The organism is Paenibacillus lactis, from assembly GCF_017873605.1.
GTDB lineage: Bacteria > Bacillota > Bacilli > Paenibacillales > Paenibacillaceae > Paenibacillus_AQ > Paenibacillus_AQ lactis.
Map to the genome: position 1 here is coordinate 77,423 of NZ_JAGGKI010000015.1, position 18,059 is coordinate 95,481.

Annotated in this window: 13 protein-coding genes; 10 read left to right on the forward strand and 3 right to left on the reverse strand. The window is 50.2% G+C overall.

Annotated features, from left to right (window positions below; genetic code table 11):
- Positions 1 to 14: 14 nt before the first annotated feature.
- The 5 genes from J2Z18_RS23115 to J2Z18_RS23135 all read left to right on the forward strand — a co-directional run bounded on the left by J2Z18_RS23115 (position 15) and on the right by J2Z18_RS23135 (position 8,526).
- Entirely contained in the window at positions 15 to 2,591 is a 2,577-nt protein-coding gene (locus tag J2Z18_RS23115; RefSeq protein WP_210095432.1) for a DUF5696 domain-containing protein, read from the forward strand.
- Positions 2,588 to 3,487 (forward strand): carbohydrate ABC transporter permease, encoded by a 900-nt coding sequence (locus tag J2Z18_RS23120; protein ID WP_007131558.1) that lies wholly within the window; start codon positions 2,588 to 2,590, stop codon positions 3,485 to 3,487. Before J2Z18_RS23115 ends, J2Z18_RS23120 begins: the two co-directional genes overlap by 4 nt.
- A gap of 53 nt (positions 3,488 to 3,540) precedes the next feature.
- Complete coding sequence (locus J2Z18_RS23125) at positions 3,541 to 4,536, forward strand: carbohydrate ABC transporter permease (protein ID WP_210095433.1); 996 nt, start codon at positions 3,541 to 3,543, stop codon at positions 4,534 to 4,536.
- 226 nt (positions 4,537 to 4,762) lie between these two features.
- The gene (locus J2Z18_RS23130) at positions 4,763 to 5,779 is read left to right on the forward strand and encodes a glycosyl hydrolase (protein WP_007131560.1); all 1,017 of its coding nucleotides are present in this window, start codon (positions 4,763 to 4,765) and stop codon (positions 5,777 to 5,779) included.
- A 185-nt stretch (positions 5,780 to 5,964) separates the two neighbouring features.
- Positions 5,965 to 8,526: a beta-mannosidase gene (locus J2Z18_RS23135; protein WP_210095434.1), complete on the forward strand. Its 2,562-nt coding sequence runs from the start codon at positions 5,965 to 5,967 to the stop codon at positions 8,524 to 8,526.
- A gap of 221 nt (positions 8,527 to 8,747) precedes the next feature.
- On the opposite strand, the gene J2Z18_RS23140 is transcribed toward J2Z18_RS23135, so the two are convergent.
- The gene (locus tag J2Z18_RS23140) at positions 8,748 to 9,332 is read right to left on the reverse strand and encodes a hypothetical protein (RefSeq protein ID WP_210095435.1); all 585 of its coding nucleotides are present in this window, start codon (positions 9,330 to 9,332) and stop codon (positions 8,748 to 8,750) included.
- Positions 9,333 to 9,355: 23 nt separating this feature from the next.
- Complete coding sequence (locus tag J2Z18_RS30925; protein ID WP_007131563.1) at positions 9,356 to 9,913, reverse strand: matrixin family metalloprotease; 558 nt, start codon at positions 9,911 to 9,913, stop codon at positions 9,356 to 9,358.
- Positions 9,914 to 10,289: 376 nt separating this feature from the next.
- On the opposite strand from J2Z18_RS30925, the gene J2Z18_RS23150 reads away from it, so the two are divergent.
- From J2Z18_RS23150 to J2Z18_RS23170, 5 genes are all read left to right on the forward strand, one after another.
- Positions 10,290 to 10,847 (forward strand): protein-tyrosine phosphatase family protein, encoded by a 558-nt coding sequence (locus J2Z18_RS23150; protein ID WP_210095436.1) that lies wholly within the window; start codon positions 10,290 to 10,292, stop codon positions 10,845 to 10,847.
- Positions 10,848 to 11,379: 532 nt separating this feature from the next.
- Positions 11,380 to 12,858: an Lsa family ABC-F type ribosomal protection protein gene (locus J2Z18_RS23155; protein WP_007131565.1), complete on the forward strand. Its 1,479-nt coding sequence runs from the start codon at positions 11,380 to 11,382 to the stop codon at positions 12,856 to 12,858.
- A 219-nt stretch (positions 12,859 to 13,077) separates the two neighbouring features.
- The gene (locus J2Z18_RS23160; protein WP_040739768.1) at positions 13,078 to 13,557 is read left to right on the forward strand and encodes a GyrI-like domain-containing protein; all 480 of its coding nucleotides are present in this window, start codon (positions 13,078 to 13,080) and stop codon (positions 13,555 to 13,557) included.
- Between the two features lie 262 nt (positions 13,558 to 13,819).
- Complete coding sequence (locus tag J2Z18_RS23165) at positions 13,820 to 14,305, forward strand: DUF8821 family protein (protein ID WP_007131567.1); 486 nt, start codon at positions 13,820 to 13,822, stop codon at positions 14,303 to 14,305.
- Positions 14,302 to 14,727 carry a DoxX family protein gene (locus J2Z18_RS23170; protein WP_007131568.1) on the forward strand — a complete coding sequence of 142 codons (426 nt, stop codon included), beginning with the start codon at positions 14,302 to 14,304 and terminating at the stop codon, positions 14,725 to 14,727. The genes J2Z18_RS23165 and J2Z18_RS23170 overlap by 4 nt, the downstream gene beginning before the upstream one ends.
- A 1,460-nt stretch (positions 14,728 to 16,187) precedes the next feature.
- Here the strand turns inward: J2Z18_RS23170 and J2Z18_RS23175 are convergent.
- The gene (locus J2Z18_RS23175; protein ID WP_007131569.1) at positions 16,188 to 18,011 is read right to left on the reverse strand and encodes an ABC transporter substrate-binding protein; all 1,824 of its coding nucleotides are present in this window, start codon (positions 18,009 to 18,011) and stop codon (positions 16,188 to 16,190) included.
- Positions 18,012 to 18,059: the final 48 nt, after the last annotated feature.

The window sequence follows — 18,059 nt, forward strand, 5'->3', positions numbered from 1 at the left end:
GGAGGCCTTAAGCCGTGAAATCAAGAAAATGGCTCTACACGGTGCTTGCATGTGTCGTCATCGCCGGCATTGCAACGGGCTTTCTGATCGGCGCGAACCGGGGCGCGCCGGCGGTGGACGTTGCTGCTTATGCTGCAGGAGCCTCGGAGCCGGCGCCGGGGAAGGAGCTTACCGTTCTGCCGGACCGGACCGAGGGCGTACCAGGCATGAGCCTGGTCGCAGAGACGGCCGGGCTTGGCCTGTACTACCATCCGGAGACGACCGAAATCGCGATTCGGGACAAACGAAGCGGCCGCATATGGTACAGCAACCCGGCGGACCGGGCGGAGGATCCGATCGCATCGCCGTTCGAGAAGGAGGCTCTGTCCTCGCAGCTGACGGTGACGTTCCGCGATTCGATCGGCACGCTCGAAACGTATCCGAACTACACATGGAGCGTAACGAACGGGAATTTCCAAGCCGAAAGCATTGAGAACGGCATCAGGGTTACATACACTCTGGGCGATGTGTCGCTGGGCATCGATGCCCTGCCGAAATATATTACGCCCGATCGGCTGCAGGAGAAAGTGCTCAGCAAGCTGGATGCCACGTTGGCTAAATACGTGCAGGCCCGCTACTACCCGATGAAGGATAACCCCGCCGTGCTGGAGCGCCTGGACGAACAGATCAAGAAAGAGCTGGTCCTGAAAAAAATGCTGGGGGCGTTCGAGCAGGCCGGATACACCGCAGATGATCTGGCCATCGACAATGCGTCCGGGGGTGGGGAGGCGGCAAGCGCAGATTCAAAGCCGCGGTTCACCATTCCGATCGAATATCGCCTCGACGAGGATTCCCTGATGGTGTCGGTGCCGCTTGGCCAGGTAACCGAAAGCGAGACCTACCGGCTGCGCAGCCTGGAGCTCCTCCGCTATTTCGGGGCGGCTGGTACGAAGGAGCAGGGGTATATGCTCGTTCCGGACGGCAGCGGCAGCCTGATTATGCTGAATAACGGCAAGGTGAAGGAAGAGCAATACGTGCAGCGGATATACGGCACCGATCCGAACCATAACAGCGAAAGCCGGGGACAGGTTGCCGATCCGGCCCGCATGCCCGTATTCGGAATGAAGAGCGGAGACGGCGCATGGCTTGCCATCATTGAGGAAGGGGATGCCGTCGCGAGCGTGTCGGCCGATATCAGCGGCAAGCAGAACTCGTACAATCATGTGTTCAGCAGCTTTGCCGTCCGGGGCGAGGATATGCTGGAGCTGTACACCGGAAGCACGGTTCAGGAAATCCAGCTGCTGAGCGACAAAATGTACGACGGCCATCTCTCCGTCAGGTACAGCTTCTTATCCGGCGGGGATGCGACTTACTCGGGAATGGCTCGCTTATACCAGCAGCGGCTGGTTAAGGAAAACAAACTGACGCCGCTGGCGGAAAGCGATTCGCTTCCGTTCTATCTCGACATGCTCGGCAGCGTGGATAAGCAGCGATCCTTCCTCGGCGTGCCGTATCATGCCGTCGTCTCCATGACGACATTTGACCAGGCAGGGGAAATTGCCGGTAAGCTTATGAAGGATGGGGTATCGAATTTGCGCATGCGCTATCTCGGCTGGTTCGGCAAAGGCGTTCATCATAAGCCGCCGGTCAACGCCAAGACGGACGGGGCCGTCGGCAGCGTCTCGGAGCTGAAGGAGCTGGCGGCGGAGCTGCAGGCCGCAGGCGGCGGATTGTACCCGGATGTTGCGTTCCAGCATGTTTACCGGGACGATGGTTCCTTTACGCCGGCATCGGATGCCGCCAGGTTCGTCACCAGGGAAACGGCGGAGCTGCATCCTTACGACCGCAACATGAACCGGATGGATTCGTATTACGGCACCTACTATCTTATGTCCCCGGCGAAGCTTCCGCATTACGTGAGCCGGTTTGCGGATTCCTACGGCCGTTACGGCATCGCTTCATTATCCTTGCGGGATCTGGGCGATGTTCTGAGCTCCGACTACCGGGTACAGCGGGTCGTATTCCGGGAGACGGCCAAGCTGATCGCCCAAGATCAGCTGGAGCGGCTGCGGGAGGCGAGCCCGGATCTGATGGTATCGGGCGGCAATGCATACAGCTGGCCGTACGCGAAGCATCTGATCGATGTTCCGGCGGCAAGCAGCAAATTTGGCCTTACCGATGCCGAGGTGCCCTTTTACCAGATGGTCATTCACGGCTACATCGATTATGCGGCGGGCGCGTTCAATATCGGCAACGAGCAGAATCCCCGCAAGCAGCTGCTCCAGTCGCTGGAGATGGGCTCGGCTCCTCGCTATCTGTGGTCCTACGAGCAGAGCTCGGAGCTGAAATACACGCGGTTCGACGAGATGTATGCAGCCGATTACCGGGATTGGTACGAGGAGGCCGTTGCCCTGTACAACGAGCTGAACGAGGTGCTCGCTCCGGTCCGAACCGAGCGGATGGTCGAGCACACGCAGCATGCGGATGGCGTGGTCGAAGTGAAGTATGAGAGCGGCATGTCGATTCTGATCAATTATACCGACAAGCCGGCCTCGGTTCGCGGCATTACGGTGGAGCCGCAATCCTATGCAGTAGGTGGTGACCGGGCATGAAATTAAGACTGTCCTTAACGCAAAAAAGATCCATGCTCGGCCTGCTGTTCATTGCACCATGGCTCATCGGCTTTGTCTTTCTGTTCGCCGGGCCGCTGCTTCAGTCCATTCTATTCAGCTTCAGCAAGCTGGTCATTTCCCCGGGAGGGTATGAGCTGGAGGCTGTCGGCTGGCAGAACTTCAAGGATGCGCTGTTCGTGGACGCTAACTTCAACCGGATTTTGACGGAATCCATTCTGGGGACGGTCGTGGATGTGCCTTTAATCCTGTTCTTCAGCCTGTTCTCCGCAGTCCTGCTCAATCAGAAATTCAGGGGCCGGGCGCTGGCAAGGGCGATCTTCTTCCTGCCGGTCATTCTGGCCTCCGGAGCGATTTCTGCTGCCGAAACATCAGGGCTCATCAACCTGGTCGGAAACGCGTCCGTGGCGGAGGAGCTCGGCACGGCATCCGGACAGTTTAACGTGCTCTCCATGGTGCGGATCTTGACGGAAGCCGGATTCCCGATCACGATCACCGATTACATCGTCGAGGCCGTCATGCGGATCTACGACATCATCAGCAGCTCCGGCGTTCAGATTCTTATCTTCCTGGCCGCGCTGCAGGCCGTGCCGAGCTCGATGTACGAAGTGGCCAAGATCGAAGGCGCAACCGCTTATGAATCATTCTGGAAAATTACGTTCCCGATGGTGAGCCCGCTTATCCTGACCAACATGATCTACACCATCATCGACTCGTTTACGGACAGCACGGTAACCCGAACGATCTATGAGACGGCCTTCAAGACGCAAAATTTCGGACTCAGCGCGGCGATGGCCTGGCTGTACACGATCGTGGTGAGCCTGCTTCTGGTCATCATGGGCATCATCGTGTCCAGAAGAACCTTTTACCAAAACTAAGGCTGTCACATTTACGATCGGAACAAGGAACAGGAGGAAGGGAGGAGCAACGCATGGCAATTATTCGGGACCCGTCGAAAGAATCGGTTCAGGCACGCATGAACCGGATCAGGAACAAGACGCTGCCGATCCTATGGTCGGTATTCCGTTATCTGCTGATCATCGGCATCACCTTTATCATTATTTATCCGATCATTTCCAAATTCTCGGTTGCGTTCAAGGATAAGCAGGACATTTATAACCCGACGATTTACATGATTCCGGTACACTTCACGCTGGATAATTTCAAAATCGTGCTGGACCTGCTTGATTATTGGCCGCTGCTGCTCAATACGATGATCTATGTGTTTATTACGATGCTGCTTACGACAATGTCGACGGCGCTTGCGGGCTATGGATTTGCACGGTTCACCTTTCCGGGGAGCAATCTGTTGTTCGCGCTGGTCGTTCTGACGATCCTGATACCGATGAGCACGCTGATGGTGCCGATGTATTTGCACTTCCGAAGCTTTGACGTGCTCGGGCTGGTCCGGCTGTTCAGCGGCCAGGAAGGAATCAATCTGCTCAACAGCTACTGGCCGTCCATCATTACGTCGGCTACGGCGACCGGGCTGAAAGCCGGGCTGTTCGTATATATTTTCCGCCAGTTCTTCCGCGGCTTGCCGAAGGAGATCGAGGAGGCGGCGCTGATCGACGGAGCGGGCGGGATCAAGACCTTTTTCGCGATTATGCTGCCGAATGCGATTCCGCCGCTCATTACCGTCACGCTGTTTTCGTTCGTATGGCAGTATAACGACACGTTCTATACCTCGCTCTTCATGAGCGAAGGGGCGCTTATGCCGCTGAAGATCGCTTCGCTGCCCGCTGATGCGAATCAGTTCCTGCCGTCCATCATGGGGCTCGGCTCGTCGGCCAAGGCGGATCCGAACTATGTGGCCTTGGTGGTGGATACCGGCATTTTGCTGGCGATTTTGCCGCTCATCGCCCTGTATCTGTTCGTGCAGCGCCATTTCGTGGAGAGCGTAGAGCGTACGGGGGTTGTAGGCTAGGCGAGGAAAGATGGAGCATATGCGGGTCGTAGGCTAAGCGCGGCAAGATGGAGCGTCCGGAGTAGTAGGCTGCCCATGAAAAGCATGGGGTATGGGCTTTGTGGACTAAGCGTGATGTTGTGCAAAGAGTGGCATGAAATTAAGGGTGTGCGCGGAAAGCGGATAATTGAGGGCCGGTAGCTACTGCCAAGAATTGTCCCATAACGACAGGTCAGGAGAGAAGACAATGGCGAAAGCTAATACTTCCCGATTCGAGGTTGCGCCCGAGTTGATTAATCCAAGGGCCTCCGAGGGCGCGAAGCGATTGATGCGTTATTTGTGCAGCATTTACGGAAAGCGGATGCTGACCGGACAGCAGATCGGCGTCGTATCGACGCCTGAATTCGAGATGATTCACAGGGTAACGGGAAAGTACCCTGCGGTTGGCGGCTTCGACTTCATGAATTACTCGCCGTCCAGGGTGGAACGCGGTGCTGAATGCCGCGACACCGATCTTGCAATCGATTGGTGGAACCGCGGCGGGATCGTCACCTTCTGCTGGCATTGGAATGCCCCGAAGGATCTGATTGATCTGCCGCCGGACCGCACATGGGGGAGCGGGTTTTATACGAAAGCCACAACCTTCGACGTTCAGCGGGCGATGTCGGATCAGGACTCGGAGGAATACCGCCTGCTTATCCGCGATATCGATGCAATCTCCGATCAGCTGAAACGGCTGCAGGACGAAGGGGTGCCGGTGCTGTGGAGGCCGCTGCATGAGGCGTCGGGCGGATGGTTCTGGTGGGGAGCGAAAGGGCCGGAGCCCTGCATCGCTTTATGGAAGCTGATGTACGAGCGGATGACCCATGTTCACGGGCTGAACAACCTGATCTGGGTATGGAACGGCCAGCATAAGGACTGGTATCCCGGGGATGCGTACGTCGATATCATCGGCGAAGATATTTATCCGCCCGCTCAGGATTACGGCTCCCAAGCGGAGCGATTCCGCATGGCGGAGTCGTATACAGCTGCGAGGAAGATTATCGCGTTGACCGAGAACGGGGTCGTCCCCGATCCAGACCGGATGCTTGCGGATGACTGCCCTTGGGCATGGAACTGCACCTGGTACGGAAGTTTTGTTTTCACCGGGGAAGGAGACGAGCGTGTCTATTCCGAAGAATATACGGATGCGGAGCAGCTCGTGAAGACCTATGCGCATCCCTTTACGGTTACGCTGGATGAGCTTCCGAATTTGAAGGACTAGGGAAAGATTGGGCGGAGGCGATTTTGGCGCTGCCCATCGAATGCTAAAAAAGGATTTTGAATCTATGTGTGTTATGGTGCAGCAATGTCTTTTCGGAGTGGAGAAAACGATGCTGGATCGAAGCCATGCCGCATGCTAAACGATGAGTTCCATACAAAATATAAAAATAGGGCAAGGTGACTACCATGAATAAAAACATTCTGACATTAACGAAGTGGAATTTTAAGGCTAGCGACGAGACGGAGTGGCTTCCAGCCCAAGTGCCGGGCTGCGTTCACACAGATCTGCTGAGAAACGGCAAGATCCCGGATCCGTTCTACGGAACGAATGAGCATGATCTGCAGTGGATTGACAAGAAGGATTGGGAGTACGAAACGGTGGTTGAAATCGATCCGCAGCTACAGTCTCAAGCCAAGGTTGAGCTGGTATTCGAGGGCTTGGATACATATGCGGATGTGTACTTCAACGGGGTGAAGGTGCTGGAAGCGGATAATATGTTCCGCTCATGGCGCGTCGACGTAAAATCACTCGTCAAGGCGGACGGCAACGCCATCCGCATCCGGTTCCGCTCGCCGATCCAGGAGGATTTGCCGAAGCTGGAGAAGCTGGGATACCCGCTGCCGGCGAGCAATGATCAGTCCGAGCTTGGGGGACTGGGCGACCGGAAGGTCAGCATCTTTGCGCGGAAGGCGCCGTACCATTACGGCTGGGATTGGGGTCCACGGTTCGTCACGAGCGGAATCTGGCGGGAGGCCCGCATCGAAGCCTGGTCGGAGGTGCGTCTGGATGATGTGTTCATCCGCCAGGATGAAATTACGGCCGTATCGGCACAATTGACGGCTGTGGCATCCATTGAGGCCGAGCAGGCGTGGCAGGGCAAGCTGCGCGTGTCGGCAGCCGGACAGGTATGGGAGAAGGAGGTCCAATTGGCGGAGGGCAGCAACACCGTCGAGCTGGAATTGGCCATTGCCGAGCCAAAGCTGTGGTGGTGCCGGGGATTGGGCGAAGCGCATCTGTATGATTTTCAAGTGGAGCTCGTCCGGGATCAGCACACTGCAGCGTCGTACCGGGTGAGAACCGGACTGCGCAGCGTCCGGCTCGTACGGGACAAGGACGAGAGAGGCACATCGTTCTATATTGAGCTGAACGGCACGCCGGTTTTCGCCAAGGGTGCAAACCATATCCCGAACGACAGCTTTATTACGGAAGTGACCGCTGAGCGTTATCGTCACGAGATTGCGTCCGCTGCGGAGTCCAATATGAATATGCTGCGCATTTGGGGCGGCGGCATTTATGAAGAGAAGGTATTCTATGACCTGTGCGATGAGTACGGCTTGATGGTATGGCAGGATTTCATGTTTGCTTGCAGCATGTATCCCGGGGATGAGGCGTTTTTGGAAAACGTACGGCTGGAAGCGGAGGAGAATATCGTCCGGCTGCGGAATCATCCGAGCATCGTGCTCTGGTGCGGCAATAATGAAATTGACTCTGCTTGGGCCCACTATGACGAGAACGCCGGATGGGGATGGAAGAAGGATTATACGCATGAGCAGCGAGAGCGGATTTGGGCCGACTATGAGGCCATTTTCCACCGGATTTTGCCGGAAGCGGTCGCAAGCTATGCGCCCGGCGCGGAATATTGGCCGTCGTCGCCGCTCGTATCGCTGAGCGGTGACAAGGATCAGCATGCCAATCCATCCACGACAAGCGGTGACATTCACTACTGGGGCGTTTGGCATAACACTGAACCGTTCGATAATTACAACGTGTATGTAGGACGCTTTATGAGCGAGTACGGCTTCCAGTCGTTCCCGGAGCCGAAGACGGTCCGCACCTATGCAGAGGAAAGCGACATGGAGCTGGAATCGAAGGTCATGCTGGCGCACCAGAAGAATGGGGCGGGCAACAGGCTCATCAAGAGCTACATGGAGCAGTATTATCATGAGCCGAAGGATTTTGAAGCATTCCTGCATATGAGCCAGATTCAACAGGGCGAAGCAATGAAAATGGCAATCGAGGCCCATCGCCGCAACAAACCGTACTGCATGGGTACCCTGTATTGGCAGATGAACGACTGCTGGCCGGTCGCTTCCTGGGCAGGCATGGACTACCTCGGAAGATGGAAGGCGCTGCAGTACGTGGCTAAGCGCAGCTTCCGGGACGTCAGCCTGTCGGTTGATTCCAGGGAACAGGAGGTCCGCGTTCATCTCGTCTCCGACGTGAACGAACCGGTTCGCGGAACGCTGCGCGTCCAGCTGTTCGATTTTGACGGTAAGGAGCTGTACGCTTCCGAACATCCGGTCGATGCGGAGGCGCAGGCATCCTTTGTGGCGTTCCGGGCGGCAGAAGACGGGCTTCTGCAAGGCCATGACCCGTCCCGGGTAGTGCTGCTGGCGCAGCTGCTTCAGGAGGATGACGTGCTCGACAGCAAAACCCATTACTTCGTGAATGACAAGGCGCTCCGCCTTCAACGCCCGAACATTCGCGTAAGCGAGGTTGATGGCAGCGGGGGTACCGCGTTCGTGCTGGAGAGTGACGTGCTGGCCCGTCATGTGTGGCTGTCCCAGGAGGAGGAAGGCTTCTACAGCGACAACTTCTTCGACCTGATTCCGGGCATTCCGGTGACGGTATCCTTTAACCGCAGAAATGCTGCCGGCGAAACGCCGTTCGTCACGGGCCGCCCGGGGCAGGTCGAGGTCCGATCAATGGCGGACTGCATCGATCCGGCGGCGGTCGTGTCGGTATAGTCAGCTACCTTCTTTACCGCTACCAGAATTAAATTCATTCGCACGGATTATACGGATGATTCATTAGCAGCCTCGTTCGTAGTGCATATTAGTTGACAGCGATCAACAGTTAGGGTGAGGGATAACCGCTTCTCCAGCCATATAGGCGAGAGGAGCGGTTTTGTTTTTATACAGAACTTCTTTTGGTAATTACCGTGACGGAGAGATTGGTGGGTGTAAGTTTATTTATTGAATTTCTGAGTGAGCTCTGCTTCAGTCAGGTTCACTTCCTGAAAATCCGCTTTGATAGTATCGTCATTGGTAATTGCGACAACCCTATTGTTTTTCAATTGAAAAATATATGGTTCAATCATACCGTAATAACTTGAAGGACCTGACGGTGAAGGAGCTAATGCAAAGATATACTCACCATTCTTTGTTAAAGTAGCCTGTAAGGGAGTGGATTCTCCTTTGTAGTTTCCTCCAGGAACAGCGACATGAATTTTGCTATTCGGTGTGACATCCCCCTTTAAAACTTTGGTTACCTCAACAGCATAATCCGTTCCTGGAACACTGACGTTCTGGTCTTCTTTCGTCGGATCGACCGAATCCCGTCTAAGGTTTCGGGTTGTTCTCTTATCATCGATAATCTTCCCAATAACTACAACCGGGGAGGTTTCAATTGCTAGATCGATGTTATTTGCCGTGGCTCTTCTTACTTCTCCATTCGACGATCCGCTAACCTGTGCATAAACAAAGTAAACCAGAGTAGCAGCTACAAAAGCCGCCAAAATCGTTAGAGCGTAACTCTTTATTCTATTAACCAATTATATTCCCTCCCTTCCATTGATTAAGGATACATGGCATTAGCACCGTTAATGTCATCTTGTAGTGGTTTAGTATCGGTATAAAGTCCTGTTGCCCACATCACTGTTGGGGAAACCGTAGAGTGCCCTAGACCGATAAAGTGTCCGATTTCATGCAGTGCGGTATTAATCTGCAAATTCGTTTTGTTTAGCGGTCCGGAGTAATTATAGAACCACAAGTTGTTTAGACCTGCATCGCCGCTGCTAGCTTCTGAGGTAAAAGGTTTACAGTATAGATGGGCTCTACCCATATTCGATCCTTCTTCGTTATATATGCCGAAAATATTTGCAGTAAGTAAAGAATAATCATGTGACAGACCAACTTTGGTTGGTGTATCATTCCACCCAACGACAGCAGTGGCAAAAATGTTTCTGTAATCACTTGGCGTGTCCCCGATAAATTTATATTTAATGCTTCCGGGAGAACTCCATTTGCCGCACATGTTGTCTTTGTTGTTGTAAGCAAAAGCATAAGAACCTAACGTAAAAGATAGAACGATTAGGAAAACTAAGGCGTGCATTACTTTTGATTTAGTATTCACCGGATTTCCTCCCATCTGTTTAATTTTTGCGGATTCTAGGGCTGATGCTTTTGTTATCCTCCTTTCTTAACCCAGCGTATCACTGAAGAATCCGCTTAATGAAAACAGCAGAACCAAATGTTTCTGGGTTATGCTATTTCCCCGTGCAATATAAAACGCTTTCTTTGGAAAAAGGTTACGGTAATATTTCTCTAAAAAATGGGAAAAACCAATGGACCTGAGCCAGGAGATGCTCATAGAAGCATTGGGATCAGGTAAATGCATGTGTTCTGAACATCAAAATGACAAAGACCCCGAAAAGGGGTCTTTGTCTTAGAGCTCGAATATGATATATGACTGTCCAACTTCTAAAACAAAAAAAGGAGATGGCGTTCATATGAATAAATTCATGATGAAGCTTGCGGAGTGGATAAGTAATCCTAAACATGGGTTCACCGCTGCTTATGAAGGGGAACATTTCGTTTTTGGAGCGCGCCGCCCTGGATTTCCCTTCGCGCGTGTTTCCTCCGTGCTATTGCAAAGGTGGATTGCATTTATGCGGATACAAGGCATAATACGCGTCATTTGTTTATTACCCCCACGTCAATTAGCCGCTTATGAGGATCTGCTTCGAAGTTACCACCAGGAGTTTGGTAAAGATAATGTGCTTTGGGTTCCCGTTGAAGATTTCCAGCTGGTAGAAGAGGACCAACTTATTTATCGTATTTTACCATTTTTAGCGGAGTCAGAGCGGCTGCAAGCGAAAACGGTCGTTCACTGCTCAGGTGGAGTAGGCCGGACAGGTCATGTTCTTGCTGCCTGGCTCGTAAGCTGTCGAGGAATGTCCAACGAGGAGGCGATTACGGCAGTAAAAAGACAAGGCAGAAATGCACGTGAATCAAGAGACAAAAGGTTGGATGAGCTGCTTAATCGATGCAGGGATGCCTTTTCCTAACGAGGGTAAACGAAACTTAAAAACATCACCATACAATCGTTGAAAAGATGTAAGGTGACAACCATACATTTATTGAGGGGAAAGGATGATTGTATTCCTCAAAAATAATTGTTAATATAAGAACATAATGATGAGAGGACTGATGGATGGACGATGGTTAACTAATCTATATTTTTATTTGAGTTGAATAACTTCCAAATACAAAATATAGGGTTAGTCTATCCATTTCTATAAATCAGTGTACATGTCATGAATGTAATGGCAAACTACAAACTTATTTATGAAAATTAACGGCTAATCCTTCCATATCCATTTGGGAGGATTTTTTATTCTCTCATAGGGTGAGCTGTGATGTTTTTAAAATCTAAATATAAAGGGGAGAGAGAAATGAGTAGTTCGGACACGATCGTTACGCATGTAATACTCCGTATAAGTCGTTAATATCCATCAAACTTATGCGGAGTATGAAAATAGATGGATTTACCGACTTTGTATACAGAAAGAAGTGCGATATACAAAGGAGGAATTTTTCATGTCAATGATAAAAGTTCAAGACTTAACGTTTTCTTATCCAGGCAGCTTTGACCATATTTTCGAAGGGGTAAACTTTCAAATCGATACCAATTGGAAGCTTGGCTTTATTGGAAGAAATGGGCGGGGCAAAACAACGTTCTTTCAGCTGTTATTAGGGAAGTATGAGTATAGCGGGAACATCCTTTCTTCGGTCGAATTTAATTATTTTCCTTATCCCGTTTCGGATCCTAACAAGTTAACTTATGAAGTTCTTGAAGAAATTTGTCCCCAAGCAGAGGATTGGGAGTTTCTTCGTGAAATATCCTATCTGAAAGTGGATGCCGAGGTCATGTACCGACCGTTCAAAACCTTATCCAATGGAGAACAAACCAAGGTATTGCTGGCGGGACTATTTTTGAATGAAGGCCAATTTTTATTGATTGATGAGCCAACGAATCATTTAGACACCGATGGACGAAAGGTTGTCTCTGATTATTTAAGGAAGAAAAAAGGGTTTATTCTAATCTCGCACGATCGAAGCTTCTTAGACGGATGCGTTGACCACATCTTGTCGATCAATCGAGCGAATATCGAGGTTCAAAGCGGCAACTATTCTTCATGGAAGTTAAATTTTGATAGGCAGCAGGAACACGAAGAGGTAATCAATCAGCGTCTGCAAAAGGACATCGGGCGGTTAAAGGAGTCTTCGAAGCGTTCAGCAAATTGGTCTAACCAAGTGGAAGCCTCCAAAAACGGGACAACGAATTCGGGTTCTAAACTCGACAAGGGTTTTGTAGGCCATAAAGCGGCGAAGATGATGAAGAGGGCAAAGAGCATTGAGTCAAGGCAGCAAAAGGCGATTGAGGAAAAGTCCAAGCTGCTAAAAAATGTGGAGAAAACCGAGCCGTTAAAATTAGAACCATTGGAATTTCAGTCAAAAGAATTGATCGTTTTGGCTGACTTGTCAGTGATGTACGATGATCAAATCGTCAATAAACCCGTTAGCTTCACGGTTGAACAAGGTGATCGCATCATACTTGATGGAAAGAATGGAAGCGGCAAAAGCAGTATCCTCAAACTAATATTGGGGAATGAGATACAGCATACAGGCTCAATCAAACGGGGGTCTGGACTTATCATTTCCTATGTCGAACAGGATACTTCTCATCTAAAGGGGCAGTTATCGGACTTTATAGAAGAACATGAGATTGATGAATCCTTGTTTAAATCCATCTTACGCAAGATGGACTTTGACCGAATCCAATTTGAGAAGGATATCTCCCATTATTCCGGCGGGCAGAAGAAAAAGCTTCTTATAGCCAAAAGTTTGTGTGAACGGGCTCATGTCTACATTTGGGATGAACCGTTAAATTTTATTGATCTGTATTCGCGCATGCAGCTTGAAGAACTAATTCAACAATTTAATCCCACCATGATTATGGTGGAGCATGATCAGGCATTTCAACAATCAGTTGCAACCAAAATGATATCTGTGTAGTTGAATACGAAGAATGGAAGGACATTACATGTTTAGCGACAACTATGTAATGTCCTTTTTCGTTTTTCAATGTTCCAGGCGGGGGAATCATTCCACCCACAACTTTTTCCATCGGCCCCCTAAACAGTATCACTTTTTGACATGATTAAAAGTTATTATAAAGTCAACAAAAGCGATAAGACAATTCAAGCGAAGCTAAAGAAAAGGAAGGGATTAAAAATGGCAAACTACAGTATTGCGGAAAAGGACAGCTTTATCGTAGTAGGGATCGGAACCGAGCTTCAAAGCGATTATACGGATTATGCCGGTATCAACAAGGAAAAGGCAGATTTCTGGGAGGAAGTACAGCAGGACGGAAGGCTGGATGCATTAAAGGCGGCAGCCGCGAATGAATACTTGTTTGCCGTGAACGAAGCGGTGAATAACAAGATGATGTATTATGCTGGCGTCATGACCGATGAAGCTCTACCCGAAGCAACCCGGGTCATTCAATTTCCTAAAGGGGAATATCTCGTTGTAAAAGGGGAAGGGAAGACGGCAGATGAGTTGAATCATATGCTAACTGGCATTGCTTTCGGGCAAGTCTTGCCGGAGGCAAAGGATATCGCCTATGTTGGCGGACCGAACGCCACGGTTGAGATGGGGGAGCGAAACGGATTGGTATTTGGTGAAATGTGGATTCCTGTTGTTAGGAAGTAATGCTTTCGATGCGAGTTTTGCTCGAAGTCGGTTCAAAGAAGTGCCTCACACAAAACTAAGTCTACGCTTTCGATGCGAGTTTTGCTCGAAGTAGTTCGAAGTAGTAACGCTCACAAAACTAAGTTTACGCTTTCGATGCGAGTTTTGCTCGAAGTCGATTCAAGAAGTACCTCACACAAAACTAAGTCTACGCTTTCGATGCGAGTTTTGCTCGAAGTAGTTCGAAGTAGTAACACTCACAAAACTTTGAGGAGAGATGAACATGTCCCATATCGTTGATTTCAAAAATGTATCCACCGCCGGTTTAGAATCTTCACCCGTAGCCGAAGCACTCGCTGGTTTACGAGCCAATGAAGCCCGTTATTTTATGAACAAATATAAGCATGAATTTACGGTTGTACCCGCCAGCGAGAGCCAAGAGGCCCTGGATTACGTGAACCGCATTTTGAAAAAGGAACGTGATATAGAGATTGCGGCCAAACCATTGGAAACATCGCGGTTCCAAGTGGAAAATATCCAATTTACCTATGTTTTTTATGAGGATGGGCTTGCGCTCAATGTCATGTATACGGTTGATGATCCTAAGAAGCGTGCCGTTGGTTTTAAGCTTTCTGAGGGGATGGAGGTACCCGAGGAGCTGGAAGGGAAGTTTAAATTTGCAAGGCAAAAATCAAAATTAGCTGGTACGATTCGTGGCTCGTTTTTTGTAATCAAGAGAGAATATAGCTATGAGGAGGAATCGAAATGAGTAAGCTGATCAGTGCGGAAACAACAATGAAAGGTAATACCCAACCCCGTGGAAGGAAGGTTGCTTATTGGTCGGTCACCATCCTACTCGCAGCAGCTATTACGTTAAGTGGTATCGGCCAGCTGATGCAATTAGGAGGAAATGTCGAATTAGTGACGAAGCTGGGGTACCCATTATACGTAATGACCATTCTCGGGATTTGGAAAGTGCTTGGAGCGATTGCGCTCGTCGTGCCAGGTTTACCGCGACTTAAAGAATGGGCTCATGCCGGTATCTTCTTTTTAATGACGGGTGCGGCATTATCGCATGCATTTGCCAACGACTATGGGGATTACGGGTTTAATTTTATCCTCCCCCTTGCCTATGCTGCATTAAATATCTGCTCGTGGGCGCTGCAGCCATCGAAGAGCCGCTTATCTTAAAGGATGGTAAATATCACGGACGGCTACCCCTTCGTATCACCAATAGATTTTCAAATCCAAGAAAATCTATTGGTGAAGGGGGGGATATCAGAACAAAACTACGACAATAAGATATGACAGCAGAGCCGCATAACTGCGGCTTTTATGGGTTTAAGCAGCCAAGTTTTTGATCGAACTCATTAGCCAGCGGGTAGGTATATTCATTTAATCCGGTAACGGACATCTCCTAGTCGGAGACTAACTTTCCGTCATGGGTCTTGGACCTGTTCGCTAAGGACGTCAAAGGTTAGGCCATCAATGTTCGAGTGGCCACTTTCAAGTTGTCTTCAGTAATAGCCTAAGTGCTAATGGATTGGAGTAGTCTTTTAAGAAGGTATAAACGTTTTGCTTTCCTGTGCAAAAACAGAGCGATATCAAATTTGAATCGGTCTGTTTTTATACCATTACCCGGGAAATTGAGGAAGAAGATCACAATCTTCGAGTCGGACTGCCGGTTCATGTCGAAAAAGTGATGGGTTAGGGGAAGGGCAAAAGACTTCTAGTGCTGCATTTTTGTCTGCAACCAACGTTTGTGAAGCTCCATGCTTCAGGGTCAATATGATTCTACGAAGAAGTAACTGATTATACTCAGCAGGTACAATGCAATAATGATGCAGATAACGATCAGGGTTGATTTTTTCATAGGGGATTCTCCTTGGCAGGTATTAATAAAAAGAGACTGGCCGAGCTGATGCCTCCACAATATTGCCTACTCTCGCACTTTTATCGAGAGCTAGGGAAGGAATCAGTGCAGTATTTACAGAGCATTTCAGCAAACTCCAATGGAACAGCCCTCATGGAAATGAGCTACCATGGAGCCGGCTATCTTCTGACAGAGTCGTCTCGCTATATGCGAGGCTAACCTGTATTTACACATGGAGAAGGTCCCACAAACATCCTTGCTGAAAAAAGTGCCTACTAATTATTGAGATGACTAACTTCTCAACGATTTTATTCCTCTTCCCCTATAGGAAGGGGGAGAGTAGCCTTTGCGTTCTTACGATCCATTGCTGGAAGTGGGGAAAGGGATTAGCACCTTCTGCGGGCAGAGCAACGCAGCAGTGCTCTCTCGGGATCCCTGAATAGCCTCGGCGCAGCAGGCGGAAAGTTGCAGGAGAAGCTTCAGCGGAGCAGGCGGAATGTTCCAGGAGAAGCGCAGCGTGCCCCTTTGTCTCCGGATTTCTACGATGGCTATAACTAGTTCAAGGAAATCTGGGGACAAGAGGGATCGGAGGGAACATCCGCATGCGGAGCGATGCAATACTTTGAGAAACATCCGCATTAGTAACGGTGCAGTCGTGCAGAGCGATGCCTGCAAGGTAAAAGCATGCGAAGCAATGCTAACAACAATCCCCCTCCTAACCCCCAGCACAAAAAAGACGACACCAGCAACAGCTAGTGTCGTCCTTCCCACTTTAAAATTACTTGCTCGCCTTATAAGCAGCCAAGTATTCCTTCACCTTCGCCGGGTCCGCTACGAGCTCGTTGCCGGTTTTGACGATCGGGCTCACGGTGGAGTAGGCTTTGATTTTGTTATTGTTGTAGTAAGCAAGGATTTCATCCTGGTTGATCGAGTAGAGCACCGCTCTTCTCAGATCTTCGCTGCTTGCCACATCGCGATTCTTCGTATTGAAGAGCAGGTAAGATACCGCGTTGCTCTCAATGGTTTGCAGCTTCAGCTTGCTGTCGCCCTTCACAACGTCGTACTTCGTTTCAGGCACGCCGTAGTAGAGGTGAATCTCGCCGCTGCGCAGCGCGGAGAGCGTGCTGTCGGCGTCCTTGATGAAGCGGACTTTCACTTGCTCGATTTTCGGCTCATGCTCCGTACCCTTCATGTAACCAGGGTTTTTGTAGAAGATGGCCTCGTAATCGTTCTTGTAGGACAAGATGTAAGGACCGCTTGCAAACAGCGTATTGTTGTATTTGTCGCCTTCCGTTACCGTGTTTTGGTCACCGTAAGGAATGTCTTTGTTCACATCGAATTTCTCGACATCATAGGTGTTGATGGATTCAACTTGTTTCTTTGACACGATCCCTGCGGATTGGTGAGCCAGGTAGTTCAGAACTTGCGGGAACGGCTCAGTGGTCGTCAATTTGATGACCTGGTATTTACCGTCCTTGGTGCTGGCCTGGTTTTTGTCGCTGACCAGGGAAGTGATTTTGGTGTCGAGGCCTTTCTCCAGCGCTTCTTTCACGCTTTCGCCGCCACCGGACACCTTCGTGTTCTCCAGTACGCTCAGATCCGTGACCGCTTCAACGGTATTGATGTGCTCGTGAAGGGTGTAGGTACGGTGATCCGGCACGGAGTTTTTGTCCTTCGCACGATTCATCGAGAAGATGACATCGTCTGCACCAACGCGCTCGCCGGAGTCAACGGCTTTTTTATCCGTGATTTTGGCGAAGTTGATATCGTCGCGAAGAATGAAATAGTACTCCGAGTTGCCTTCCGCAATGGCATGATTATAAGACAGAGAGCCTTCGGACGTGATTTTGTCGTCATCGGTCAGGTTGATCAGACGGACGTTCATGTTGGTGTTGATGATGTTGATGGAACCGTCGTTTCCTTTGATCGGGTCAAGGGAAGTCAATTCGGAAATCGATTGGGACAAAATAAGCGGCTGCGTTGCGCGCTTCGACTGGTCTTTGAAATCAACGGCTTCCCATGGCAGGGAGCGGGATTTCGACAGACGGACGGAGTTCTCGTCAAGAACGTCCTTGTTGAACGCCTGGCTCTTCAGAGAGATGTAAAGCGGCGCAATGTAGGCTTTTTCCGTCACGAGGCGATCCTCGAGCTTTTTATAAGTGGCAACAGCCTCTTCCGGCGTTTGGGTAGCGGCTTCGTCAATCAGCTTGTCCACTTCTTCATCGGACATAATGCTGTAGTCGCCGCCGGTTTTGAACAAGGAACGAACGGCATAGTCCGGGTTACCGGTAACCGTCGTCCAGCTGGACAGCGCGACATCGTAGTTGCCGGCATCCTGCTGGGCTTTGAAGCTGCCGTAATCAGGCTGAAGATTCAGCTTCACGTTGAAGCCGTTTTTGGTCAGCTGGTCACGGATGATATTGACATCGGATTCGTTAGAGCTCATACCGAGCAGCTCAATCGTCACCGCCGAAGCGTCCGTGGACGAATCCGTTGGTTCTTGTTGGTTTTGCTGCTGTGCGTCCTCTTTGGTTTTTACGTTGCATCCTGCCAGTACGATGACGAGCGAGAGGAACAGCAACAGCAAGGAACTCTTTTTCATGGTGATTCCCTCCTGAGTGATGTATATATAAATTTGTTTGAAACCGTT